This is a genomic window from Nonomuraea sp. NPDC050786 (genome assembly GCF_040654115.1).
Taxonomy (GTDB): domain Bacteria; phylum Actinomycetota; class Actinomycetes; order Streptosporangiales; family Streptosporangiaceae; genus Nonomuraea.
On sequence record NZ_JBFAHJ010000012.1, the window covers coordinates 231,868 to 255,747 of the forward strand.

Consider the following 23,880-nt stretch of genomic DNA (forward strand, 5'->3'; position numbering starts at 1 on the left):
GAGGGGCTTTTGTGATCAAATCGAGTCGCCCTCTAGGGCGCGAGCAGCTCCTCGCGGGCCTGGTCGAGCGCGGCCAGCACGGCGCCGCGCAGCACCGGGTTGCCGTGGGTCACCTTCGTGGTGGCGACCTGGGGGCGCACCGGGCAGATGCGGGCCACGGCCTCCTCCACCCGGGACGTGAGCGCCGGGCCGCCCGCGTGGCCCACCTCGCCGGCCAGCACCACCAGCCCGGGGTCGAGGATCACGCACACGGCGGCGACGCCCAGGGCGAGCCGGTTGGCGATCTCGTCGAGCAGCGGCTCACCCTCGGCGCCCGCGGCCATCGCGACCTTGACGCACTCGCCCGCGCTGCCGGCCGCGAAGCCGTAGGTCTGGGCCAGCTCGGCCACCGCCTCGGCGCTGACCAGCGACTGCAGGCCGCCCGCCAGCGACGGCAGCCGCCCTGGCTCGGTGCGGATGTCCTCGGGCAGCGGCACGCCGGGCACCGGCAGGTAGCCGATCTCGCCCGCGCTGCCGGAGCGCCCGCGGTGCAGCTTGCCGCCGAGCATGACGGCCAGGCCCAGGCCGCGGCTCGACCACAGCAGCACGAAGTCGTCGAGCCCCTTGGCCGCCCCGTCGGCGTGCTCGGCGATGGCGGCGAGATTGACGTCGTTCTCGATGGTCACCTCGCGCCGCAGGTCGCCCGCCAGAGCCTCGTGGATGCCCTCGTGCCAGCCGGGCAGGTCGAACGAGAAGCGCACGTCGCCGCTGCGCGGGTCCACCACGCCCGGCGTGCCGATCACGACGCCGCGCAGCTTGGACAGGCTGATCTTGGCGCTGCGACAGGCCTTGACGATCGCGCCGTGGACCACGGAGACCGGGTCGTCATTGCCGTCCGGATCGACCGTGACCTCGGCGATCGTGTTGCCGTGGATGTCGGCGACCGCAGTGGAGATCAGCTCGGGCCCGACCTCGAGGCCCGCCACGTAGGCGCTGGAGGGGATCACCGAGTAGAGGGCCGCGTTGGGCCCGCGGCCGCCCGCCTGCGTGCCGACCACCTCGACCAGGCCGCGCTCCTCCAGCCTGGCCAGCGTCTGCGAGGCCGTGACCTTGGACAGGCCGGTCAGATCGCCGATCTGACCGCGTGTCATGGGACCGGTGGCGAGCAACAGCTCCAGCGCGGCCCGGTCATTGATCTCCCTGAGCAATCTGGGCACACCAGGGCGTCGCTCCACGCTGAATCCTCCGGTGCCGATCAGGCCGTCCAATCAGAAAGGTTGTTGGAAGTTTAGCGCTCTCACCATCGGGTGCATCCCGATCATGTGCCCGTTCTGACGAACTTGCACCTAACCAGTGTTGACCAGGGGGGATAATCGAGAACATGCGCCTTTCCGCTCGTGTCGACTACGCCCTCCGTGCCGCCGCCGAACTCGCCGCAGCAGGTGCAGGCCCGACTACAGTGGGCGAGCTGGCCAAGGAACAGGACATGCCGCCCAAATACCTGGAGAACATCCTGTTGCAGATGCGCAGGGCCGGGCTCGTGCGCGGGCAGCGGGGGCCTGAGGGTGGTTACGTGCTGGCCAGGCCCGCTGCCGACATCTCGCTGGCCGATGTGATCAGGGCCGTGGACGGCCCGCTGGCCAACGTGCGCGGCGAGCGCCCGGAGCACGTCGGCTACCGGGGCCCCGCCGAGTCGTTGCAGCAGGTGTGGATCGCGCTGCGGGCCACCGAGCGCTCCATCCTGGAAGAGGTCACCCTGGACAACGTCGCCACGGGGGCGCTGCCCGAGCGCGTCCGCCAGCTCGCCGCCGACCCCGCCGCCTGGGACTGATCTCCAGGACGGAGGGCGCCGCCTGCCCGCCGCCTGGGACTGATCCGCAGGACGGAGGGCGCCGCCTGCCCGCCGCCTGGGACTGATCTCCAGGACGGAGGGCGCCGCCTGCCCGCCGCCTGGGACTGATCCGCAGGACGGAGGGCGCCGCCTGGCCGCCGCCCAGACCGCCACGGCCCCGCGGCCGCGTTCCTAGACTGGAAGGATGCCCGAAGGAGACGCCGTCTACCGCACGGCCGCCCGCCTCCGAGGCGCGCTGGACGGGCGCGTGCTCACCAGGTCGGACTTCCGCGTGCCCAGGCACGCCACCGCCGACCTCGTGGGCCGCGCGGTCATCACCACGGTCTCCAGGGGCAAGCACCTGCTCACCCGCGTCGAAGGCGACCTGACCGTGCACACCCACCTGCGCATGGACGGAAGCTGGCGGGTGATGGAGGCGGGGCGCCGGACCGCGCCGGGCGACCAGGTGCGGCTGATCCTGGCCAATCAGCAGTGGCAGGCCGTGGGGGTCAGGCTGGGCATGGTGGATCTCGTCAGGACCGGCGACGAGGAGCGTCTGGTCGGCCATCTGGGGCCGGATCTGCTCGGCCCGGACTGGGACCCGGATGAGGCCGTGCGAAGGCTGCGAGCGGCGCCCGGCAGGACCATCGGGGAGGCGCTGCTCGATCAGCGCAACCTGGCGGGGATCGGCACGATCTATCGCGCCGAGACCCTGTTCCTGCGCGGAATCTGGCCGTGGAAGAGGGTCGGGGAGATCGAGGATCTCACCGGGCTCGTGTCACTGGCCCAGCGGCTGCTGGACGCCAACAAGAGTCATGCGGGCACGGTGACCACAGGTGATCGCCGCCCGGCGTACCAGACGTGGGTCTACGGCAGGGCGGGGAGGCCCTGTCGCCGATGCGGCACCCGCATCAGCCGCGGGGAGATGGGAGCGCAGCCACAGGAGCGGCTGATCCTGTGGTGTGCGGGCTGCCAGCCGAGCTAGGCAGCCACCATTGCCTTGGCTTCGGGGAACACGGAGTCGGAAATCGACCCGGGAACCGTCTCCGTAAGGCCGAGCCGCTCGTGCTCGGGCACGTCGGCCAGCACAGGGGCAGCCTGGAGCTCCGCCAGCGCGAACTGGTCGGAAACCTCACGGAGCACCTGCGAAAGGGGCACCTCGAGTGCGCCGCAAATGGACGCCAGCAACTCGGACGAGGCCTCCTTCTGGCCGCGCTCCACCTCGGACAGGTAGCCGAGTGAGACACGTGCCTGGGTGGACACCTCGCGTAGCGTGCGTCCCTGCCGCACCCTCAACCGCCTCAGCACGTCGCCGAGCAGCTGACGCAGCAGAATCATCTGTCGCTCCCTCCCCGGCGCGGACTTCACCACGCCCCGCGCGATCGGTTCGTGCCGCACATTGGTCTTCTTAGCTTCGTACATACTCCTCGCCGTCATCATGGGGCGACGCCGCCCCTGGACCGCCAGTCGCGACTCATCAGGCCCGCCTGCCGGGCGCTCGGTGCTTGCAGTTGGCTCACGGACCTCACTCACAGCTCCACCGTACCCGTATCCACCGACACCGCGTCAGACCGTCCATCGCATGTTCGCTCGGGACGTAACACGGTAATCACCCGGAATGTTCCCCTATGTTCGGCTTAAGCACACCTGACAGTAGATCTACTGCCTCGTCCACCGTCTCTACCCTGATACGTTCACGTGATCCCGTCAGGCTCAATTCGCGGCCCCAAATTGTCCCGTCAGGTCCGCAGACGGCCGCGTACACGGTGCCGACCGGCTTGCCGTCCTGCGGCTCCGGCCCCGCGACCCCCGTCACGGCCAGCCCGTACGTGGCCCCGCACAGCCGCGCGACCCCGGCCGCCATGGCCGCGGCCACGTCGGGATGCACGGCCCCCTCACGCCGCAGCAGCTCGTCCGGCACCCCCAGCAGCTCGTGCTTGAGGTCGGTGGCGTACGAGATCACCCCGCCCCTGAACGCCTTGGACGACCCCGACACGGACGTGATCGCCGCTCCGATGAGCCCTCCGGTCAGCGACTCGGCCACGGCCACCGTGGCGGACCGGCCCACCAGCATGCTCAGAACCTCGGCCACATCCGCCATCGATCACTCCCCGCGCGCCTGCTTCGCGACATTGCGTAGTTTGACGGCCCTGACGAGATAGTCGACGCCCGTGCCCACCGTGACGACCAGCGCCGCCCCCATCACCACCCACCGGACGGGCCCCGGCACCCACGGAAGGAGATAGAGCACGATCGCGGCGATCTGCAGCACGGTCTTGACCTTGCCGCCGTAGCTGGCCGGGATGACCGCGTGCCGCAGCAGCACGAACCGCAGGACCGTGATGCCGATCTCCCTGCCGAGTATCGGGATCGTCACCCACCAGGGCAGCTCGTGGAGTATCGACAGGCTCACCAGCGCGGCGCCCGTGAGCGCCTTGTCGGCGATCGGATCGGCGATCTTGCCGAAGTCGGTGATGAGGCCGTAGCGCCTGGCCAGCTCCCCGTCGAGGTGGTCGGTGATCGAGGCCACCGCGAAGACCCCGAGCGCGGTCACCCGCCAGCCCGTGCCCGGCAGGAAGAGGCAGACGACGAAGAAGGGGACGAGCGCCAACCGGAGGACCGTGAGGACGTTGGCGATGTTCCACGGGCTCACCACCCGGCGCTCGTCCCTTTTCATGGACTTGCCTTGATGCGCGCGATCAGGTCGACGCCCTCGGCGTCGACCACGACTGCGCGCACGATCTGCCCCCTGACCAGGCCGATGCCCTGCACCGTCACGGAGCCGTCGACCTCGGGACCCTGGTGCGCGGCGCGGCCTTCGTAGCCGCCGTCGCCCAGGTCGTCGTCGATCAGCACGTCGACCTCGGTGCCTATGCGCTCCTCCGCGCGCTGGGCGGTCAGCTCCTCGGCCAGCTCGGTGAGCACGCGCACGCGCTCATCGATGACCTCCTGGTCCAGCTTGCCCGGCAGGCCGGCCGCCTCCGTGCCGTCCTCGTCGGAATAGCCGAACACGCCGATCACGTCGAGCCTGGCCGCCTCCAGGAAGCCGACCAGCTCGCCGAACTCCTCCTCGGTCTCTCCGGGGAAGCCCACGATGAAGTTGGAGCGCACGCCGGCCTCTGGGGCGCGCTCGCGGACGGTCTGGAGCAGCCCCAGGAAGCGCTCCGGGTCGCCGAAGCGGCGCATCCGGCGCAGGACGCCGCCGCTGGCGTGCTGGAAGGACAGGTCGAAGTAAGGGGCGACGCCGTCGGTGCCGGTGAGCACGTCGATCAGCCCGGGGCGCAGCTCGGCGGGCTGCAGGTAGCTGACCCGCACCCTGTCGATGCCTTCGACGGCGGCGAGCTGGGGCAGGAGCTTCTCCAGCGCCCGCAGGTCGCCCAGGTCCTTGCCGTAGGAGGTGGAGTTCTCGCTGACCAGGACGAGCTCGCGCACGCCCCTGTGGGCCAGCCAGTCGGCCTCCGCCAGGAGCTCGTCAGGCTTGCGCGAGACGTAGGAGCCGCGGAAGGCCGGGATGGCGCAGAACGTGCAGCGCCGGTCGCAGCCGGAGGCCAGCTTGAGCGAGGCCACCGGGCTCTCGTCGAGCCGCTTGCGCAGCACGCGCGGGCCGCTCGCGGGCGCGAGGCCCTCGGGCAGGTCGCCGTGGCCGGGGATGTTGGCCTTGGGCGCGCTGGCACGGTCCACCGGCGAGATGGGCAGCAAGGTGCGGCGGTCGCGTGGGGTGTGCGGCGTGAGTGACCGCCCGGCGAGCACGTCGTCGAGGCGCTCGCCGATCTCGGCGTAGTCGTCGAAGGAGATGACCGCGCCGGCCTCGGGCAGCGCGTCGGCCAGCTCCTTGCCGTAGCGCTCGGCCATGCAGCCCGCGGCCACGACCTTCGCGCCCGAGTCGGCGGCGGCCAGCAGCGTGTCGATGGAGTCTTTCTTGGCCGAGTCGATGAAGCCACACGTGTTGACGACGACGACGTCGGGGTCGTCGTCGCCCAGCTGCCAACCGGCAGCCTCAAGACGCGCGGCCAGCTCCTCGGAGTCGACCTCGTTACGGGCGCAGCCCAGGGTGATCAGCGATGCGGTTCGGCGGGATGACATGGTGAACACTACGGTATCGGGAGTTGGCCACCACCCGATGCACGGGCTCCCGCCATGCGCCTACCGGGAGGGTGGCTTGGCCGCCCCGAACGAGCGCCGCACGATCTCTCCCCTGCCCCCGAGCCGCCCCACCTTCTTGCCGTTGACCTGCAGGGACACCGCCGACGCGTCGGCCAGGAGCAGGTTCACCCGATCTTCGGCCTGCCACGTGGAGGTCTCTCCCTCCTTCATCGTCCCGGCGAAGAGCTTGCGCCCCTTGGCGTCATGGGCCTGGACGTACGACGTCCGCTTCGCCTTGATCGTGATCGTGACGATGCCCTTCTGCGCCTTGCCCGACGCGGGCTTGGGCCGCTCGACGACCGGCATGTTCGGCGGGACGCTCGGCCGGGCCGAGGCCGCCTGCACGTCGGCCGTACGCACCTGGTCGCTCGCGCCGCCCAGCACCCGCATCAGGCCGAAGACGACCACGATCGCCAGCGCGACCCCCAGGGCCATCGACCAGTTGGGCCCACGCCGCTCCGGCACGTGGATCTTGCGGTCGGCCTGGAACACCGCCGAGGCCGCCACCGGCCTGGGCGCCCCGCCGTGCTGCTGGTCGTACAGGTGGACCGTGGCCTCGGGATCGAGCCCCACGGCCTTGGCCACGGCCTTGACGTGCCCTCTGGTGTAGAAGTCGCCGCCGCACTGGCTGTCGTCATCCTGCTCCAGGCCATGGATGATCGCTTCACGAATCCTGGTGGCCGCGCTGACCTGCTCGACCGTCAGCCCCGCCGACCGCCTCGCCGCCGCCAGCATGGCTCCGATGCTCTGCTCCTGCACAGCGAACGCCTCCCCACGGCACCCACCACAATAGGTAGTGACTTACATTCAACCAGTTACTACCCCGCAGGGATGCATTGGGGTCATTCGCCACGCAGATCGGCCAGCAAACCAGGGAGATCGTCCGGCTTGACGAGCACCTCCCGCGCCTTGGAGCCCTCGCTCGGACCGACCACGTTCCGGCTCTCCAGCAGGTCCATCAGCCGCCCCGCCTTGGCGAACCCGACCCGCAGCTTGCGCTGCAGCATCGAGGTCGAGCCGAACTGGGTGGTCACGATCAGCTCGGCGGCCTGGATCAGCAGATCGAGGTCGTCGCCGATGTCCTCGTCGATCTCCCGCTTGACCGGCGCGGCGGCGACGTCCTCCCGGTATTCGACCTGCATCTGCGTCTTGCAGTGGCCGACGATCTCGGCGATCTCCTTCTCGGAGACGAACGCGTTCTGGATGCGGATGGGCTTGCTCGCGCCCATCGGCAGGAACAGCGCGTCGCCCTGCCCGACCAGCTTGTCGGCGCCCGGCTGGTCGAGGATGACCCGCGAGTCGGTGAGGCTCGACACGGCGAACGCGAGCCTGGACGGCACGTTCGCCTTGATCAGGCCGGTCACCACGTCGACCGACGGCCGCTGGGTGGCGATCACGAGGTGGATGCCCGCCGCGCGGGCGAGCTGCGTGATGCGCACGATCGAGTCTTCGACGTCGCGCGGGGCCACCATCATCAGGTCGGCCAGCTCGTCCACGATCACCAGCAGGTACGGGTACGGCTGGTAGACCCGCTCGCTGCCGGGCGGCGGCTGCAGCTTGCCCGCCCGCACGGCCTTGTTGAACTCGTCGACGTGCCGGAACCCCGACGCGGCCAGGTCGTCGTAGCGCCGGTCCATCTCGCCCACGACCCATTCGAGGGCCTCGGCGGCCTTCTTCGGGTTGGTGATGATGGGGGTGATCAGGTGGGGGATGCCCTCGTACACGCTGAGCTCGACCCGTTTGGGGTCCACCAGCACCATCCGCACCTCGTCGGGCGTGGCCCGCATCAGGATGCTGGTGATCAGCCCGTTCACGCAGACGGACTTACCGGCGCCGGTGGCGCCCGCGATGAGCAGGTGGGGCATCTTGGCGAGGTTCGCGACGATGGTGCGGCCCTCGACGTCCTTGCCCAGGCCGACGATCATGGGGTGGTGGTCGGCCTGCGCCACCTGCGAGCGCAGCACGTCACCCAGGGCCACCAGGTCCTTGTCGGCGTTCGGGATCTCCACCCCGATCGCCGACTTGCCAGGAATAGGCGACAAAATCCGGACATCGGCGGACTTGACGGCGTACGCGATGTTCTTGGTGAGCGCCGTGACCTTCTCCACCTTGACCGCGGGCCCCAGCTCGATCTCGTACCGGGTCACGGTCGGCCCCCGGGTGAACCCGATCACCTGCGCGTCGATGGCGAACTGCTCGAGGACGCTGGTCAGCGCGTTCACCACGGTGGTGTTGGCCTTGGTCTGCGGCTTCGGCGCCGTGCCCGGCTTGAGGAACTGCAGGTCAGGCAGGCTGTACGGCCCCGCCTGCGGCGACAGCACGAGCTGCTCCACCTTGCGCGGCGCGGGCGTCGGCAGCGGCGGCTCCGGCCTCCTGTCGGCCTCGGGAGCGGGCGTCTCCTCCTCTTCCGTCAGCCCCGGCACGATCTCGGGCGAGTGGTCGGGCCGCTTGTCGGCGTTCTCCGCCAGAACGGGGGTGTCGTACGGCTTGACCGTGTCCGCCCGCTCTTCTGGAGACTTCTTGGCGGCCCTGGCCCGCTTCTTGCCCGGCTCCCGCGGCGCGGGCTCGGCGTGCCGCTCGAACAGCATGTGCCTGAGCTCGGCGAGCCGCTCCGGGATCCGGTGCACGGGGGTGGCGGTGATCACCAGCACGCCGAACCCGGACAGGAGCAGCAGCAGCGGGATCGTGATCCACGGCGGCAGGATGCTCATCGGCGGCGCCGACACGATGAACCCGATCATGCCGCCGGCCGCGGATATCTTGTCCATGCCCTGGCCCTCGCCGGCCGGGTAGGGGGTGCCGTTGGCCACGTGGATGACGCCCAGCACGCCGACCAGCAGCGCGGCCCACCCGATCACCATGCGGCCGGTGTCGGCGTTCTGGTCGGGGTGGCGCAGGTAGCGCCAGGCCAGCAGGCCGAGCAGCAGCGGCAGCGCCCACGCCAGCGAGCCGAACACGCCGTGCACGGTCGCGTTCACCACGCTGGAGACGGCACCGTCGGCGTTGCGCCACGTCATGGCCGCCAGCACGATCGCGCCCGCGAGCACGGTCAGGCCCACCCCGTCGCGACGGTGCGCGGGATCCAGCTCGCGGGCGTTCTTGCCCAGCGCGCGAGCCGTGCTGCCGATGCCGTTGGCGAGCAGCATCCACAGCCCGACGATCAGCTTGCCGATCATGGTGAAGACCCAGCTGATCGGGTCCTGGTGGGTCATCGAAGGCTTGCGTCCGGAGGCCGCCCTGGAGCGCCCCGCCGACGAGGCCCCGCGCTTGGCGGGCGTCGAGCGGGACGAGGTCGACCGCTTCGCCGGCCCCTTCGATGCGCTTTTCGGCGTACGGGTGGCCATGATGCCAAAGGTACGTCGGAGACACCGCGGAACGCGCGTAGGCTCGCCGAGCATCCCGCCACACTCCGTACGGGGGCTCCATCTCCGCAACCCAACGTATCGACGGGCACATGTCTGCCACTCTGAGAGTGACCGAACTAACACATCGAGTGATGTACTAGGACGCAGAGTGGACACGACCAGGGTGTCGAGCACCGCTTTCGACGGGACCCCCCATGCCCCGGCACACGCGCGCAGGTTCGTCCGCCAGGTGCTCGGCGAATGGCGGCTGAGCCATCTGACCGAGGACGCCGTCCTCCTGACCAGCGAACTCGTCACGAACGCCGTCGTGCACGCGGGCACCGGCATCGAGCTGACCTGCCGCCTGGACGTGGACGCCGACCCCGCGAAGCTGGAGATCGAGGTCGACGACCACCACCCGACGCGGAAGATCCTGGAGGCCGAGCCCGCCCCCGACTCGACGCGCACCTCGGGGCGCGGCCTCGCGCTCGCGGGCATGCTGGCCGACGCCTGGGGCGTCACCTACACCAGGACCGCCAAGCGCGTCTGGGTGCGCATGGAGCTCGCCGACGGCTACGACCCGCAAGAGGCCGCGCCGGCGCCCTCCCGTACCGCTCCCGTCGAGACGCTGCACGTCGGAGTGGTCGTCGCCGACCGCGACGGGCTGGTGCAGTCGTGGAACGCGGAGGCGGAGGAGCTGCTCGGCTGGCGGGCCGAGCAGGCGGTCGGCCGGCCGCTGGAGAAGCTGGTGGACTGGCGGGGCCACGGGCCGTACGCGCTGTCGCTGGCCGACACGCTCGACCTGGGCCGCTGGCGCGGCGAGGCACGCATGCGGCACCGCGACGGCAGCCTGCTCCCCGTCTACGTCTCCCACCTGCGCACGAAGGGGCAGAGATGCTCGATCTGGATGGTGGTGGCGCGTGAGCACGGCTATCTGCTGACGCCACCGCTGCGGCGGGAGGCCGGGCGGCGCATCATGGACCTGCTCGACCAGGACATGCCGTTCGCGGAGCTGCTCGACACGATCGCCCAGATCGTGCAGATGTCCAGCGGCGGCGACGCCGCGTACGTGCTGCTGGCCGCGGAGGGCGGCAACGGGTTCGGCGTGGCGGCCGGCGCGGGCGCGACGGCGGGGCTGGTGGGAGTGCTGGCCCCCGGCGTCTTCGGGGCGGAGCGCAGGACGCCCACGATGATCGAGGATCTTCTCGCCGTGGACGTCGAGCTGGCCCAGCAGCTGAACGCCAGGTCGCTGGCGTGCGCGCCGCTCCTCGTGAACGGCGAGGCGGCCGGCTCCATCGTGGTGACGGCCGCGCAGCCGGGCCGCTTCGACGACGAGCTCACGGTCAGCCTCCAGCACATCGCCGGCCAGGTGGCCGGTCCGGTGCAGCGCGAGCGGCTGGCCGAGCAGGACCGCGCACACCGGGGCCGGCTCTCGTTCCTGGCCGAGGCGGGCGAGCTGCTGGCGGGCGTGCACGACGACGAGCTGATCGCGGCGCTGACCGCGCAGCTCGTCGTGCCCAAGATCGCCACCTGGGCGGCCGTCTACCTGACCGATCTGACGGGCATGACCAGGCTTTCGCACGTCTGGCACAGCGAGGAGCGCCACAACTCCGACCTGCGCAAGTCGCTGCCCGCCGTCCCGCGCACCGCGATCGAGGAGGTGAGCTGGCCGGTGGGCCCGGAGACCGTGCTGTCGTTCCCGCTGGCCACCCAGGGCAGGTCGTACGGCGCGCTGGTGATCGGCCGGGCCGAGCCGACGCTGCCGCTGGAGACGGCCGACCTGCTGGCGGACCTGTGCCGCCTGGTGGCGCTCAACCTGCACACCGCCATGCTCTACGCCAGGCAGGCCACCACCTCGCGGGTGCTGCAGCGCAGCCTGCTGCCCATGCGGGTGGCGCCGATGCCGGGCCTGGAGTCGGCGGTCGTCTACGAGCCCGCCGGCGAGGGCACGGACGTCGGGGGCGACTTCTACGACCTGTTCACGGTGGGCGACCACTGGTGCTTCGCGCTGGGCGACGTGTGCGGCTGCGGCCCGGAGGCGGCCGCGGTCACGGGGCTGGCCCGCCACGCCGTACGCCTGCTGGCCAAGGAGCACTACACGGTGGCCGACATCTTCGACCGGCTCAACCACGCCCTGCTGGAGGAGGGCGAGGAGGGCAGGTTCCTCAGCCTGCTCTGCGGCGAGCTGACCCCCCTCCCCCAGGGTGGCGCGCTCTGCACGATCGCCTCGGCCGGCCATCCGTCTCCGCTCCTGCTGCGGCCGGACGGCAGGGTGGAGGCGGTGGCGACCCCGCAGTTGCTGCTGGGCATCGAGGGCGGCGCCAGGTTCTACGTCGAGACGTTCGAGCTGGCGCCGGAGGAGGTGCTGCTCTGCGTCACCGACGGGGTGACCGAGCGGCGCGACGGCGACCGGCTGCTCGACGACGGCGACGGGCTGGCCGCGCTGCTGTCCGGCTGCACGGGGCTGAGCGCCCACGCGGTGGCCGAACGGGTGCGGCACGCGGTCGACACGTTCGCCGAGGAGCCGTCGCAGGACGACGTGGCCCTGATGGTGATCAAGGCCTCCGCCGCCCTGCGTCCGGTCAAGAGCTGAACTTGTAGCTCGTGGTCGAGGTGCGGCGCTCGCCCGGCCTCAGCACGGTGGAGGGGAACTGCGGCTGGTTGGGCGAGTCGGGGAAGTGCTGGGTCTCCAGGCACAGCCCGGCGAAGGGCCCGTACGGCGTCGCGGTCGCGTCGAGCATGCTGCCCGTGTAGAACTGCACGCCCGGCTCGGTCGTCGTGACCTCCATGGTCAGGCCGCCGGCCGTCACCTTGCAGCCCTCACCGCTGAACACGAAGCAGTGGTCGTACTGGCCGTCGTACCGCTCGGCCACAGCGTGCGGCTCGGTGAAGTCGAACGGCGTGCCCTTGACCGGCGCGAGCTCCCCCGTGGGGATCTTGTGCTCGTCCACCGGCAGGTAGTGGTCGGCGGCCAGCTGCACGACGTGGTCCCGTACGTCGCCTTCGCCCTTGAGGTTGAAGTAGGAGTGGTTGGTCAGGTTGACCACGGTCGGGGCGTCGGTCTCCATGGCGTAGTCGATGCGGAGCGCGTCGTCCTCGAGCGTGTACGTGACCCAGACCGTCAGCGTGCCCGGGTAGCCCTCGTCGCCGTCGGGGCTGACCAGCTTCAGCGTCACCGAGCCGTCGGTGCGCTCCTCGATGGACCACACCTTCTTGTCGAAGCCCTCGATGCCGCCGTGCAGGCTGGCGGCACCGTTGTTGAGCGGGAGCTCGTACTCGACGCCGTCCAGGGTGAAGCGGCCGTTCGCGATGCGGTTGCCGTACCGGCCGACGACCGCGCCGAAGTAGCGGCTGCGGGTCTGGTAGTCCTCCAGCGTGTCGAGGCCGAGCACGACGTTGCGGCCCGACACCTCCAGCGAGCGCACGATGGCGCCGTACGTGAGCACCTCGGCGCGCAGCCGTCCCGACGACAGCTCCACCTGTTCGACGCTCTCCCCCGAAGGCAGCGTTCCGAAGATCATGTTTGGGCCCTTCCCGTGGACTCGCGGACTATGAGGGCGGTGTCGAGGGTCACTGTCGCGCCCTCGCCCCCCGACTGGAGCAGCAGGTCGACGGCCATCCTCCCCGCGGCCACGGCGGGCATGGCCACGGTGGTCAGCTTGGGCCGGTTGAGCCGCCCCGGAAGGATGTCGTCGAACCCGATCACGCTTATCTTCTCTGGTACCCCGATCTCCATCGCCAGCAGCCCCTCGATGAGACCGAGCGCCACGAGGTCGTTGTACGCGAGCACCGCGGTCGCCCCGCAGGCCGCCACGTCCGCGGCCACCGACAGGCCGCCCGCCTCGGTGGGCTGGTTGGGTCCGAAGAAGACGAGGTCGAGCCCGGGGGCCTCGGCGGCGGCGCCCTGCATCTCGTTGCTGGTCCACGAGCCGATGGGGCCCGACACGAGCGCGATCCTGCGGTGGCCGAGCCCCGCCAGGTGCTCCAGCGCGAGCTTGGCGCCCTGGGCGACGTTCATCAGCACGGCGGGCATGCCCTTGATCCGCCGGTTGATCACCACGAAGGGCACGTCCTCCGCCAGGCGCTCGATCATCTTGTTCGACAGGCGGGGACTGCACAGCAGGACGCCGTCCACCTGCTTGGTGAACGTCCTGATCAGCTCCTCCTCGACCCGCGGGTCCTCGTCGGTGTCGGCCACGAACACGTGGTAGTCCCGGCCTCTGGCCTGCGCCTGGGCGGCCTTGATGAGCGGCGGGAAGAACGGGTTGGAGATGTCGGCCACGATCAGGCCCATGTTGAACGTGCGCCCGGTGGTGAGCGCCCTGGCCGCGCGGTTGGGGCGGTAGCCGAGGTCGTCGGCGGCGGCCAGCACGCGGCTCCTGGTGGCAGGATTGACCAGATGCGGCGCGGAGAAGGTGCGGGACACGGTGGACACGTGCACGCCGCAGGCGCGCGCCACGTCCTTGATCGTCGCCGCCATCGCCGTCCTCCCTTGCAAACGGTTGCCAGACTAAACCTTGACCTTCATGCCCATGGTCGTCAAGGTTCTTGCAACCGGTTGCTCCAGCGGAGCGGTGTTACCAGCGCTCCCCCAGCTCGTTGAGGGTGAACACGCCGCCGGCGCGGTCGTGGAGCGGCTGCGAGAGGTCCGGTTCGCCCTGTTCGGCGATGAGCGCCGCCGCCATGGGCTCGGAGGAGTCGCGGGAGACGTACCCGATGGACTTGGCCTCCTCCAGCGACCACCACCGCCGCGCGTTGTCCGAGACGCCCCAGACCACGTGGTATCCGGGCGCGGTCAGCGCCGCCTCGATCAAGCGGGTCAGGTCGTCGGCCGAGATCCAGGTGGCCAGGCCGCGCGTGTCGCCGGGGGCCTCGTTGCAGGTGCCGAGCCGGACCACGGTCACGTTCATGCCGAACCGGTCGTGGTAGAGGCTGCCGAGCGCCTCCATGACGACCTTGCTCACTCCGTAAAAGGTGTCGGGCCGGGGAAAGGCGTAGTCGGGCAGATCGGAGCCGTCGGCGGGGCGGGTCTGGAAGCCGGCCGCGTGGTGGCTGCCCATGAGCACCAGGTGCCGGACACCTTCTTCGCGGGCGGCCTCAAGCAGCACTTGCGTCCCGTTGACGTTGGCCTGCACTATGTCGGCCCAGGGAGCCTCCCGGCTCTCGCCACCGAGATGGATCACCGCGTCCACGCCCTTCATCGCCTCGGCCACCTGGGCCGGGTCGGCGAGGTCGGCCGTGACCCACTCCTCACCGGGGCCCGGCTCCACCGGGTGCAGGTCGGAAAGCCGCAGCGTGCGGCCTTCGCGGGCGAGCCGTGGGCGGAGCAGCGTGCCGACTTTTCCAGCGGCTCCGGTCATAAGAATGCGCATGCATCCATGATGTACACGATTCTGACAGAAATTCACATCCTTGAATATTGACCGTGAACCATGCAGATAGTTACGTTCACAGGCACCAGTTCAAGTCCACGACTCAAGTCCACGTATGTGAACGGGAGGCGGTCTGATGTCACGTCGTCTGCTGGGGGTCGCGATCACGGCGACCCTGGCCGTAACGCTGACAGGCTGCGGTTCCGGGGGATCGGGTTCAGACAACGCTCTGGAGATCTGGATCAGGCAGGCGCCCGATTCCGACTCCGCCAAGACGGCGGTGAAACTCGCCGACGCATTCACCAAGGCCAGCGGGGTGAAGACGAAAGTCGTCGCGCTCTTCGACGACTTCGAGACCAAGCTGAACCAGCAGGCCGCCCAGAAGAAGCTTCCCGACATCGTCATCAACGACACCGCCCAGCTCGGCAACATGCACTCGCAGGGCTGGCTCCGCGAGGTCGACAAGGCCGCGCTCGCCGGTGGCGACAAGCTGTCCGACCGCGCGTGGCAGGCCGCGACGGGGGCGGACGGCAAGTTCTACGGCGCGCCGTTCTCCGCCCAGGCGTTCGCGCTCATCGTACGGAAGGACTGGCGCGAGAAGGTCGGCATGGAGCCGCCCAAGAGCTGGGACGACCTGGCCAAGCTGGCTGAGGCGTTCACCCAGAAGGACCCCGACGGCAACGGCAAGGCCGACACGGCGGGCTTCGTCATCCCCGCGGGCACCAAGCGCGGCTACGCCTCCTGGTACGCCTCCTCCTACATCTACGGCAACGGCGGCGACTTCATCAAGAGCACCGGCGGCGGCCACTTCCAGTCCACGGTCAACGACCCGAAGACGGTCGAGGCCGTCCAGTACCTGCAGGACCAGTTCTGCAAGGCCAAGACCGTCAACCCGGGCGCGGTCAGCAACGACACCACCGTCACGCACGAGGTCTTCGAGAAGGGCCAGGGCGGCATCTACCTGGTCGGCCCGTACGTGCTCGCGAGGTTCGTCAAGAGCATCGGCACCGACAAGATCGAGGTGCTCCCCCTGCCCAAGGGCCCGACCGGCGGCCCCGGCACGCTCGGCGAGGGCGAGAACGTCTACCTGATGGCCGGCTCCGACCAGCAGGACGCGCAGAAGAAGTTCGCCGAGTTCGCGATCTCCCCCGAGGGCCAGAAGATCGGCATGAACAAGGACGCCAACGGCGCCATCGTCCGCCTGCCCGTCAACACCCAGGTCGACATGGCCGGCGAGCGGCAGGACCCGCGGTGGAAGGTGTTCCAGGACGCCTACGCCAACGCCGTCTACGCCCCGCCCGTCCCGAACTGGGCGCCGATCCGCCAGGACTCCGCCGACTCGATCAACGCGGTCTGGGCCGACTGCTCCGCGAACGTCAAGACGGCGATGGACCAGCTGAACACCAAGCTCACGCAGGAACTCCAGAGCCAGAAAGCGTCATGACCTCCACACTCACGCCGGCTCCCGGCCGCACGGCGACCCCCCATCGCCGCACCAAGCGGGTGCGGTGGCGGGGGCCGCTGATGGCCTGGCTGTTCCTGGCGCCCGCTCTCCTGCTGTTCCTGTACTTCAAGTTCATCCCGATGTTCGTGGGCCTGTGGAAGAGCTTCTTCAAGGTCCAGACGTTCCTGGGTGACGAGTGGCTCGGTCTCGAGAACTACAAGACGATCATCAGCGACGCCGACTTCGCCGCGGCCATCTGGCACAGCATCGTGCTGGCGATGGGCACCACGATCGGCTCGCTCGTGCTGGGCCTCGGGTTCGCGCTGCTCATCGAGGGCCCCGCCCGTTATCTGTGGTTCGTACGGACTGCCGCCTTCCTGCCGGTGGTCACCACGATGGCGGCGGTGGCCGAGGTGTGGCGGATCATGTTCCACCCGGCCGACAGCGGGATGCTCAACACGATCATCGGCTGGGCCGGCATCGATCCCCAGCCGTGGCTGGCCAGCGAGCACTCCTCGCTCTGGTCGATCATGCTGATGAGCATCTGGCGCGGCACGCCGTACGACATGATGATCTTCCTGGCGGGACTGGTCGGCGTCGACCGCACGCTCTACGAGGCGGCGGCCGTGGACGGCGCCTCCACCTGGCACCGGCTGCGGCACATCACGCTGCCCGCCCTGCGGCCGGTGTTCTGGATCCTGTTCACGCTGGCGGCCATCCGCGGGCTGCGGGTCTTCGTCGAGGTGTACGTCCTGACGAACGGCGGTCCGAACGGCTCCTCCGAGGTGCTGATGACGCTGATCTACAAGCTCGGGTTCCAGAAGAACGATCTGGGCGTGGCCTCGGCGGGCGGGATCGTGCTGTTCCTGGCCACGCTGGCGCTCACCCTGATCGCGCAGATGCTGCGCAGGAGGCAGGCGAGATGAGGTTCGACAGCGCGCTGGGGCTGGAGTCGCGCAAGGGCCCCCTGGCCGTTGCCGGAAAGGTCCTGATTTATGGCTTTATGGTGGTGGTTTTCACCGGGCCGCTGGTCGGACTGCTGATGAGCGCGTTCAGCAAGACCCTGGACCCCACCTCCTTCTCCCTCTGGCCGGACGACTTCACCCTGGAGAACTTCGTCCAGGCCAAGGAGAAGAACGTCTACCTCTATCTCCTGAACTCCTTCATCGTCGTGGGCTTCGGCCTGCTGCTGCAGATGCTCGTGAGCGTCTTCGCCGCGTACTCGCTGGCACGCAAGAAATTCCGCGGGATGACCGTCGTGCTGCTGCTCATGCTCACCACGATGATGCTGCCGGAGGAGATCATCGCGATCCCCCTCTCGCTCGTCCTGTCCGACATGCCGCTGCTGCACATCAACCTCATCGGCACGTACGCGGGCATGATCCTGCCGGTCGGCGCCTGGGGCTTCTCCATCCTCGTCATGACCGAGTTCATGAAGGAGGTGCCGGTCGAGCTGGAGGAGGCGGCCCGCATCGACGGCGCGGGCGAGCTGCGCATCTTCGCCACCATCATCGTGCCGCTGTGCCGTCCGGCGCTCGGCGTGATCGGGGTCTTCGGCTTCACCATGATCTGGGACCAGTATCTGCTGCCCCTGATCGTCGCGCCGGAGTCGAGCATGTGGACGCTGCCCATCGCGCTGCGCTCGCTCCGCTCCGACGAGGAGGTGGGGATCGGCGTCCTGCTGGCGGCCTCGCTGCTGGCACTGCTGCCGTCGATCATCGCGTTCCTGGCCTTCCAGCGGCAGTTCATGCGCGGTCTGACGAGCGGCGCCATCAAGGGCTAGACGTCCATGTATCTGGACGAGAGCCAATATTCTGGATCTCCGTAGCCGCAGTCGAGATGGGATGAGTATGGAGCCTCAGCTGGTCAAGTCCGCGGAGCGGACGGTACGCATCCTGGAGGCCCTGGCCGAGTCGCACAACCACCTGACGCTGTCGGAGCTCCAGCAGCGCACCGGCTTCCCGCGGAGCAGCCTGCACGCCCTCATGCGGACGCTGGTCGAGCTCAACTGGGTCGAGACCGACTCGGCGAGGTCGGCGTTCGGCATCGGGCCGCACGCCCTGCTGACCGGCACCGCGTACCTCGACAAGGACCCCGCGCTGCCGTTCGCCCAGGAGACCCTGGAGGACCTGCGGGCGGAGATCGGGCAGACCGCCCACTTCGCCCGCCGGGACGGCGCGCACGTCCTCTACCTGGCCACTCGCGAGTCGCGCGAGGCCGACCACGTCATCCCCAGGGTGGGCCGGCGCCTGCCCGCCCACGTCACGGCGCTCGGGCAGGTGCTGCTCGCCCAGCTCACGGACGACGAGGTGGTGGCGCTGCTGCCCGAGCCGCTGGAGGGACTGACCGAGCACTCGATCACCGATCTGAACAAGCTGACCGGCGAGCTCGACCAGGTCCGCACCCGGGGCTGGGCGTACGAACGCGAGCAGGGCACGCCCGGACTGGCCTGCGTGGCCGTCGCGGTCGACTACCGCATCCCGGCCACGGACGCGATCAGCTGCGCGATGCCCGCGAGGCTCGGGCCCGCCGAGGTCGAGCGGGTCACCGAGGCAGTGATCAAACACACCCGCAAGCTGGCTGCCACGCTCCGCAGGGAGGGCATCCGCTAGAAAGGACTGTCGATGCGGCTGGATGGCGTTCTCTTCTTTCCGGTGACCCCCTTCGACGCCGATGGCGACCTCGCCGAACCCGCTCTGGCCCGGCACGTCGCCGACGGGGTCGCGGCGGGGGCGGGAGGAGTGTTCACCGCATGCGGCACCGGCGAGTTCAGCGCCCTCGACCTCGACGAGTACACCCGCGTGGTGGCCGTCTCCGTCGCCTCCGCCGCGGGCCGCGTCCCCGTCTTCTCCGGCGCCGGCGGCCCGCTGCCCGCCGCCAGGGCCACCGCTCGCGCCGCCGCCGCGCAGGGCGCCGACGGGCTGCTCCTGATGCCTCCCTACCTGGTCAGCGGCCCTCCGGCCGGCCTGGTGCGGTACGTGCTCGAGGTGGCCGCGACCGTCGACCTGCCGGTCGTCATCTACCAGCGCGGCACCGCCCGCTTCTCCCCCTCCGCCGTCGCCGAGCTGGCTGCCTCGGTGCCCAACGTGGTCGGCTTCAAGGACGGGCTCGGGGACTTCGACCTGCTCCAGCGGATCATCCTGACCGTGCGCAGCTCGACCCCGAAGGACTTCACCTTCTTCAACGGCCTGCCCACCGCCGAGCTGACCGTGCCCGCCTACCGAGGGCTCGGCGTGAGCCTGTACTCGAGCGCCGCGTTCGCGTTCGCGCCCGAGATCGCGCTGGCCTTCTACAAGGCGGTCACGGGCGGGGACGAGGTGCTGGCGCAACGGCTGCTGACCGGGTTCTACCTGCCGCTGGTGGAGCTGCGGGACCTCGTGCCCGGCTACGCGGTCTCGCTGGTCAAGGCGGGGGTGCGGATGCGAGGGTTGGAGGTGGGAGGCGTACGGGCGCCGCTGGTGGACCCGGCGCCCGAGCACCTGGAGGCGCTGGAACGGATCATTGCGAACGGGCTGGAAATCGCCGGCGCCTGACCGTCATCTTCGGCAGCCGGCACCTTCGGCGTTCCGCCCCGGGAACCCGACGGCACCCGGGGCGAACCGCGCTCACGCCTCCAGACGGCCGTCGACCCTCCGCGGGATGGACAGCGGGTTGCCGTCCTTCAGCTCGTCCGGCAGCAGCGCCTCCGGCCAGTCCTGGTACGCCGTGGGCGCCAGCCACCGCTCGATCGCCGTGGCCCCGACAGACGTGGAGGTCGTGGTCGCGGCGGGCCAAGGACCACCGTGATGCATCGCCCAGCACACAGCCACCCCGGTCGGCCACCCGTTCCAGATGAGCCGGCCGGCCTTGCGCCCCAGCACCTCGGCGACCTCTCCGGCCTCATCCGGGTCGGTGCCGTGGACGGTCGCGGTCAGCGACCCTTCCAGGCGCTCAAGCACCGGCCGCAAGTCGGAAATTTCCCGATACGTCACCACGATCGACGCCGGACCGAAGCACTCCTCGGCGATCCGCGGCAGCTTCTCCTCGAACGTGTCGACATCGGCGGTGAACACCTTGGGCGTGACCGCCCAGCTGCCCTCGCCCGGCTTGCCCTCGGCCAGCAGCCGCAGCTCGCCCAGCCGCTCGACGCCCCCGAGGTACCCGTCCCTGATCCGCTCGGCCAGCATGGGGCCGCCGCTGGTGCCCTCGACCGCCTCGACGAGGGCTTCCCGCAGCTCGTCGCCCTCGGGCACGAACATGAGCCCCGGGTTCGTGCAGAACTGCCCGACGCCCAGCGTCAGCGACCCGGCGAACCCCGCGGCCACCTCCTTGGCCGGCGCGGACGGCAGCACGACGACGGGGTTGACGCTGCCCAGCTCGCCGAAGAACGGGATCGGCACCTCGCGCTCGTCGATCAGCCGCTGGATGGCCTTGCCCCCCGCCACCGACCCGGTGAACCCGGCCGCGACCACCGCGGGGTGCTGCACCAGGTCGGCCCCGGCCTGCATGCCCTGCACCAGACCCAGCAGGTCGGGGTTGGGCAGCGCCTCGCGGACGATCTTCGCCACCCGCTCGGAGGTGTTCGGATGACCGGGATGCGCCTTGACCACCACCGGACACCCGGCGGCCAGCGCGGACGCCGTGTCGCCTCCGGCCACCGAGAACGCGAACGGGAAGTTGCTGGCCGCGAAGACGGCGACCACACCCGGCAGCGGGCGCTTCATCCGCCGCACGTCCGGCCGGGGCGGCGTGAGGGAGGCATCGGCGTGATCGATGATGGCCTCGACATAACCGCCGTCCCTGAGGACCTGGGCGAAGAGCCGGAACTGCCCCGCCGTACGCCCGACCTCACCGCGCAGCCGTACCTCACCGAGCGCGGTCTCCTGGTCGGCGAGCTGCCACAGCTCGTCCACGTGCGCGGCGAGGGCGTCGGCGACGGCCTCGAGTGCGAGCGCCCGCTCAGCCGCCGGGGTCGCCCGCCAGGCCGGGCCGGCGGCCGCCGCGGCGGAAACGATCGTGTCGACCCCGGCGCTGTCGGTTTCGGACAGTGCGGCGCCAACGGTCTCGCCGGTCCTGGGGTCGTGTCCGTAGATCATCGAAAGGCCCTTCCGAGCTTGACACTTCTTCAGCTTGATTCTTACAGTTGCGGCAACTTGTCCACAAATCTGGCCATTGTTCACATATCTGGACGGCAGGCTAAATGATCATCAGGCAGATCCACGTCACTCCTGTAGCCTTCCGAGATCCGCCGCTGCTGAACGCCGCCGGAGTCCACGAGCCATGGGCCCTCCGCACCATTGTCGAGGTCGTCACGGACGAAGGTCTGACCGGGTTGGGTGAGACCTATGGGGACCTCGAACACCTGGGCAAGGTACGCGAGTGCGCGGAAGCCCTGATCGGCCTGGACGTCCACGCCACGAACACGATGTACGCCCGGATCAGCGCGATCGTCGGCGAAACGGTGGCCGACCTGCACGGATTGACGGGCGCCGCCACCAAGGAGAAGAGCGTCGACCGGGTCTTCTCCCCCTTTGAGGTGGCTTGCCTGGACCTTCGCGGCAAGGCGGCCGGAGTGCCGGTGGCGGAGCTCTTGGGTGGTCGCGTCAGGGACGCGGTGCCGTACAGCGCGTACCTCTTCTACAAGTGGGCGGGTCACCCGGACGAGGAGCCCGACCGGTTCGGCGTGGCCCTGGACGAAGCAGGTGTTGTCGAACAAGCGGCCCTCCTCATCAAGGAATACGGCTTCCGGTCCATCAAACTCAAAGGCGGCGTCTTCCCCCCGGACCAGGAAATAGCCGCGATCCGCGCCCTCCACGAGGCCTTCCCCGGAGTGCCCCTCCGGCTGGACCCGAACGCCGCCTGGTCGGTCGAGACCTCCATCCGCGTGGGTCGGGAGCTGGAAGGGACCCTCCAGTACCTGGAGGACCCCACTTCCGGCATTCCCGGAATGGCGGAAGTAGCCGCCGCCGTACCCATGCCTCTCGCCACGAACATGTGCGTCGTCACCCATGAACACCTCCCTCCCGCCATCGCTTCCCGCGCGATCGGCGTGCTCCTCCTGGACCACCACTACTGGGGCGGACTCGTACGTTCCGCCCAGGTCGCCGCCCTCTGCGACACGTTCGGCCTGGCGCTGTCCATGCACTCCAACTCCCACCTCGGGATCAGCCTGGCCGCCATGACCCACCTGGCCGCCGCCACCCCGAACCTCACGTTCGCCTGCGACACCCACACGCCCTGGCAGGACGGCCAGGACGTGGTCGCGCCCGGCGCCCTCCGTTTCGTGGACGGCGCCGTCCCCGTGCCCAACGGCCCCGGCCTAGGTGTCGAACTGGACCGCGACGCGCTGGCCGTCATGCACGAGCAGTACGAGAAGTGCGGGATCACCGCCCGCGACGACACGAGTTACATGCAACGTTTCGCACCCACCTTTTCCGCGAGGAGACCGCGCTGGTGAACGTGGCCTATGTCTATCCCTGGGACATCGTCGGCGACCCCTCCGCCCCCGACCGCCTGGCCGGCCTGGGCGTGGAGGCGGTAGCGCTGGCAGCGAGCTACCACTCCACGAGGGCCGCCACGCCCTACCACCCGTCCCACCGCGTGCTGGACGTCCCCTATCCGGCCTTCTACCTCCCGATCCGCCCGTCCTCCTGGTCACGCCTCGTTCCTGCGACCCCCACGTGGACCTCGGAGGACGCCTACCTCCAGGCCAGGGACGCGCTCAAGGCGGCAGGCCTCCAGGTGCACGCCTGGACCGTCCTGACCCACAACTCCCACCTGGGCACCGCCCACCCTGACCTCGTCGTACGCAACGCCTTCGGCGACCCGTACCCGTACGCGCTCTGCCCGGCTCACGAGGACGTCCTCGACTACTGCGAGCGCCTGGTGCAGGAGATCCTCACGGTCGGCGAGCCGGACGGCCTCATCCTGGAGGCCTGCGGCCCGATGGGCTTCGGCCACCAGAGCGTGCACGAGAAGACCTCCGGCGCGGACTGGACCCCCGTCGACGCCGATCTGCTCTCCCTCTGCTTCTGTACGGCCTGCGCCGACCGCTACCCCGAAACCACCAGGGAGACGGTCCGCGCAGCCATCGACCACCACCCTGCGCCCACCACATCCCCTCACACCGGCACCACCACGATGACTGGCGCTCCGGTCACGGACTCCCGACCACGCACCATCGACGAAGCCCTCGGCCGGCTGACCGACGAGGTCCGCGCCATCCGCATAGAACTGTCCACCTCCCTACGCCATCGCCTGATCGCCGCTGCCCGAAGAACCGCTCCCAACGTCTCCATCACCCTGCACGGCAACCCGGACCCCTGGGCGGCAGGCGCCTTCGCCGCGCTCCCGTCAGGCGAGCCCGGAGCGGACGTACTGGTCGCCAACTGCTGGGGCGACCCCGCCACGGACGCGGCCCGCCTCGCCCACCTCAAGGACCTGTCCACCCCAGGCCAGCGGATAGGCGCCTACGTCCTGACCCTGCCTCCCCGTCCAGCCGACGCCACGGTGCTGGCCGACCAACTCAGCACGTACGCCAAGGCAGGGGCAACGGAGTTCCACCTGTACCACGCGGGCCTCGCCTCCCCCCAACGCCTGACCGCCCTCTCGGAAGCCCTCCGTCTTCACACCCCGTGATCCGGCACCGGCGGACCAAGCGAAGTTCCACCTGCACCACGCGAGCCTGGCCTCCCCCCCAACGCCTGACCGCCCTCTCGGAAGCCCTCCGTCTTCACACCCCGTGATCCGGCACCGGCGGACCAAGCGAAGTTCCACCTGCACCACGCG

21 protein-coding genes are annotated in these 23,880 nt (G+C 69.9%); 10 read left to right on the forward strand and 11 right to left on the reverse strand.

Features of this window, described 5'->3' with window-relative positions:
* Window positions 1-32: 32 nt before the first annotated feature.
* Window positions 33-1,214, reverse strand: coding sequence for an ROK family transcriptional regulator (locus AB0H84_RS23510; protein ID WP_357607767.1), 1,182 nt, complete (start codon window positions 1,212-1,214; stop codon window positions 33-35).
* Between the two features lie 146 nt (window positions 1,215-1,360).
* Here AB0H84_RS23510 and AB0H84_RS23515 point away from each other — a divergent pair, with 146 nt between their 5' ends.
* Window positions 1,361-1,810, forward strand: coding sequence for an Rrf2 family transcriptional regulator (locus tag AB0H84_RS23515; protein ID WP_357607770.1), 450 nt, complete (start codon window positions 1,361-1,363; stop codon window positions 1,808-1,810).
* Window positions 1,811-2,015: 205 nt separating this feature from the next.
* Window positions 2,016-2,795, forward strand: coding sequence for a DNA-formamidopyrimidine glycosylase family protein (locus AB0H84_RS23520; RefSeq protein ID WP_357607773.1), 780 nt, complete (start codon window positions 2,016-2,018; stop codon window positions 2,793-2,795).
* Here the strand turns inward: AB0H84_RS23520 and AB0H84_RS23525 are convergent.
* From AB0H84_RS23525 to AB0H84_RS23550, 6 genes are all read right to left on the reverse strand, one after another.
* Window positions 2,792-3,148: a helix-turn-helix transcriptional regulator gene (locus AB0H84_RS23525; RefSeq protein WP_349450118.1), complete on the reverse strand. Its 357-nt coding sequence runs from the start codon at window positions 3,146-3,148 to the stop codon at window positions 2,792-2,794. The genes AB0H84_RS23520 and AB0H84_RS23525 overlap by 4 nt on opposite strands.
* A 271-nt stretch (window positions 3,149-3,419) precedes the next feature.
* Window positions 3,420-3,911 carry a nicotinamide-nucleotide amidohydrolase family protein gene (locus AB0H84_RS23530; protein ID WP_357607776.1) on the reverse strand — a complete coding sequence of 164 codons (492 nt, stop codon included), beginning with the start codon at window positions 3,909-3,911 and terminating at the stop codon, window positions 3,420-3,422.
* A gap of 3 nt (window positions 3,912-3,914) precedes the next feature.
* Complete coding sequence (gene pgsA / locus AB0H84_RS23535) at window positions 3,915-4,487, reverse strand: CDP-diacylglycerol--glycerol-3-phosphate 3-phosphatidyltransferase (protein ID WP_357607779.1); 573 nt, start codon at window positions 4,485-4,487, stop codon at window positions 3,915-3,917.
* Window positions 4,484-5,893, reverse strand: a complete 1,410-nt coding sequence (gene rimO, locus AB0H84_RS23540) for a 30S ribosomal protein S12 methylthiotransferase RimO (RefSeq protein ID WP_357607782.1) — start codon at window positions 5,891-5,893, stop codon at window positions 4,484-4,486. Before rimO ends, pgsA begins: the two co-directional genes overlap by 4 nt.
* A gap of 60 nt (window positions 5,894-5,953) precedes the next feature.
* Window positions 5,954-6,712 carry a helix-turn-helix domain-containing protein gene (locus AB0H84_RS23545; RefSeq protein ID WP_357607785.1) on the reverse strand — a complete coding sequence of 253 codons (759 nt, stop codon included), beginning with the start codon at window positions 6,710-6,712 and terminating at the stop codon, window positions 5,954-5,956.
* A gap of 83 nt (window positions 6,713-6,795) precedes the next feature.
* Window positions 6,796-9,297: a DNA translocase FtsK gene (locus AB0H84_RS23550; protein ID WP_357607788.1), complete on the reverse strand. Its 2,502-nt coding sequence runs from the start codon at window positions 9,295-9,297 to the stop codon at window positions 6,796-6,798.
* A gap of 169 nt (window positions 9,298-9,466) precedes the next feature.
* On the opposite strand from AB0H84_RS23550, the gene AB0H84_RS23555 reads away from it, so the two are divergent.
* On the forward strand, window positions 9,467-11,890 hold the full coding sequence (locus AB0H84_RS23555) for a SpoIIE family protein phosphatase (protein ID WP_357607791.1): 2,424 nt from the start codon (window positions 9,467-9,469) through the stop codon (window positions 11,888-11,890).
* Here the strand turns inward: AB0H84_RS23555 and AB0H84_RS23560 are convergent.
* The 3 genes from AB0H84_RS23560 to AB0H84_RS23570 form a co-directional block, all read right to left on the reverse strand.
* A complete protein-coding gene (locus AB0H84_RS23560; protein ID WP_357607793.1) occupies window positions 11,880-12,818 on the reverse strand; it encodes an aldose epimerase family protein in 939 nt (312 codons plus the stop codon). The genes AB0H84_RS23555 and AB0H84_RS23560 overlap by 11 nt on opposite strands.
* Entirely contained in the window at window positions 12,815-13,777 is a 963-nt protein-coding gene (locus AB0H84_RS23565) for a LacI family DNA-binding transcriptional regulator (RefSeq protein ID WP_357607796.1), read from the reverse strand. Before AB0H84_RS23565 ends, AB0H84_RS23560 begins: the two co-directional genes overlap by 4 nt.
* Window positions 13,778-13,874: 97 nt before the next feature.
* Window positions 13,875-14,669 carry an NAD(P)-dependent oxidoreductase gene (locus AB0H84_RS23570; protein ID WP_357607798.1) on the reverse strand — a complete coding sequence of 265 codons (795 nt, stop codon included), beginning with the start codon at window positions 14,667-14,669 and terminating at the stop codon, window positions 13,875-13,877.
* Between the two features lie 136 nt (window positions 14,670-14,805).
* Here AB0H84_RS23570 and AB0H84_RS23575 point away from each other — a divergent pair, with 136 nt between their 5' ends.
* The 5 genes from AB0H84_RS23575 (at window position 14,806) to AB0H84_RS23595 (ending at window position 19,646) form a co-directional block, all read left to right on the forward strand.
* Entirely contained in the window at window positions 14,806-16,113 is a 1,308-nt protein-coding gene (locus tag AB0H84_RS23575) for a sugar ABC transporter substrate-binding protein (RefSeq protein WP_357607801.1), read from the forward strand.
* Window positions 16,110-17,039, forward strand: a complete 930-nt coding sequence (locus tag AB0H84_RS23580; protein ID WP_357607804.1) for a sugar ABC transporter permease — start codon at window positions 16,110-16,112, stop codon at window positions 17,037-17,039. The genes AB0H84_RS23575 and AB0H84_RS23580 overlap by 4 nt, the downstream gene beginning before the upstream one ends.
* Window positions 17,036-17,896: a carbohydrate ABC transporter permease gene (locus AB0H84_RS23585; protein WP_357607807.1), complete on the forward strand. Its 861-nt coding sequence runs from the start codon at window positions 17,036-17,038 to the stop codon at window positions 17,894-17,896. The genes AB0H84_RS23580 and AB0H84_RS23585 overlap by 4 nt, the downstream gene beginning before the upstream one ends.
* Before the next feature lie 67 nt (window positions 17,897-17,963).
* Entirely contained in the window at window positions 17,964-18,725 is a 762-nt protein-coding gene (locus AB0H84_RS23590; RefSeq protein WP_357607810.1) for an IclR family transcriptional regulator, read from the forward strand.
* Between the two features lie 12 nt (window positions 18,726-18,737).
* The gene (locus tag AB0H84_RS23595) at window positions 18,738-19,646 is read left to right on the forward strand and encodes a 5-dehydro-4-deoxyglucarate dehydratase (RefSeq protein WP_357607813.1); all 909 of its coding nucleotides are present in this window, start codon (window positions 18,738-18,740) and stop codon (window positions 19,644-19,646) included.
* A gap of 72 nt (window positions 19,647-19,718) precedes the next feature.
* Here AB0H84_RS23595 and AB0H84_RS23600 read toward each other — a convergent pair whose 3' ends face one another.
* Window positions 19,719-21,188, reverse strand: coding sequence for an aldehyde dehydrogenase (NADP(+)) (locus AB0H84_RS23600; RefSeq protein ID WP_357607816.1), 1,470 nt, complete (start codon window positions 21,186-21,188; stop codon window positions 19,719-19,721).
* 104 nt (window positions 21,189-21,292) lie between these two features.
* Between AB0H84_RS23600 and AB0H84_RS23605 the strand changes: the two genes are divergently transcribed.
* Complete coding sequence (locus AB0H84_RS23605; protein WP_357607819.1) at window positions 21,293-22,549, forward strand: glucarate dehydratase family protein; 1,257 nt, start codon at window positions 21,293-21,295, stop codon at window positions 22,547-22,549.
* Complete coding sequence (locus AB0H84_RS23610) at window positions 22,546-23,730, forward strand: hypothetical protein (RefSeq protein WP_357607822.1); 1,185 nt, start codon at window positions 22,546-22,548, stop codon at window positions 23,728-23,730. The genes AB0H84_RS23605 and AB0H84_RS23610 overlap by 4 nt, the downstream gene beginning before the upstream one ends.
* Window positions 23,731-23,880: the final 150 nt, after the last annotated feature.

Excerpts from the sequence above, each read along its gene's own strand:
- AB0H84_RS23570 (WP_357607798.1), bottom strand. The coding sequence starts at position 14,669 with ATGCGCATTCTTATGACCGGAGCCGCTGGAAAAGTCGGCACGCTGCTC.
- AB0H84_RS23585 (WP_357607807.1), top strand. The coding sequence starts at position 17,036 with ATGAGGTTCGACAGCGCGCTGGGGCTGGAGTCGCGCAAGGGCCCCCTG.
- pgsA (WP_357607779.1), bottom strand. The coding sequence starts at position 4,487 with ATGAAAAGGGACGAGCGCCGGGTGGTGAGCCCGTGGAACATCGCCAAC.
- AB0H84_RS23605 (WP_357607819.1), top strand. The coding sequence starts at position 21,293 with ATGATCATCAGGCAGATCCACGTCACTCCTGTAGCCTTCCGAGATCCG.
- AB0H84_RS23595 (WP_357607813.1), top strand. The coding sequence starts at position 18,738 with ATGCGGCTGGATGGCGTTCTCTTCTTTCCGGTGACCCCCTTCGACGCC.
- AB0H84_RS23515 (WP_357607770.1), top strand. The coding sequence starts at position 1,361 with ATGCGCCTTTCCGCTCGTGTCGACTACGCCCTCCGTGCCGCCGCCGAA.
- AB0H84_RS23580 (WP_357607804.1), top strand. The coding sequence starts at position 16,110 with ATGACCTCCACACTCACGCCGGCTCCCGGCCGCACGGCGACCCCCCAT.
- AB0H84_RS23525 (WP_349450118.1), bottom strand. The coding sequence starts at position 3,148 with ATGATTCTGCTGCGTCAGCTGCTCGGCGACGTGCTGAGGCGGTTGAGG.
- AB0H84_RS23560 (WP_357607793.1), bottom strand. The coding sequence starts at position 12,818 with ATGATCTTCGGAACGCTGCCTTCGGGGGAGAGCGTCGAACAGGTGGAG.
- rimO (WP_357607782.1), bottom strand. The coding sequence starts at position 5,893 with ATGTCATCCCGCCGAACCGCATCGCTGATCACCCTGGGCTGCGCCCGT.
- AB0H84_RS23565 (WP_357607796.1), bottom strand. The coding sequence starts at position 13,777 with ATGGCGGCGACGATCAAGGACGTGGCGCGCGCCTGCGGCGTGCACGTG.
- AB0H84_RS23575 (WP_357607801.1), top strand. The coding sequence starts at position 14,806 with ATGTCACGTCGTCTGCTGGGGGTCGCGATCACGGCGACCCTGGCCGTA.
- AB0H84_RS23600 (WP_357607816.1), bottom strand. The coding sequence starts at position 21,188 with ATGATCTACGGACACGACCCCAGGACCGGCGAGACCGTTGGCGCCGCA.
- AB0H84_RS23550 (WP_357607788.1), bottom strand. The coding sequence starts at position 9,297 with ATGGCCACCCGTACGCCGAAAAGCGCATCGAAGGGGCCGGCGAAGCGG.
- AB0H84_RS23590 (WP_357607810.1), top strand. The coding sequence starts at position 17,964 with ATGGAGCCTCAGCTGGTCAAGTCCGCGGAGCGGACGGTACGCATCCTG.
- AB0H84_RS23530 (WP_357607776.1), bottom strand. The coding sequence starts at position 3,911 with ATGGCGGATGTGGCCGAGGTTCTGAGCATGCTGGTGGGCCGGTCCGCC.
- AB0H84_RS23520 (WP_357607773.1), top strand. The coding sequence starts at position 2,016 with ATGCCCGAAGGAGACGCCGTCTACCGCACGGCCGCCCGCCTCCGAGGC.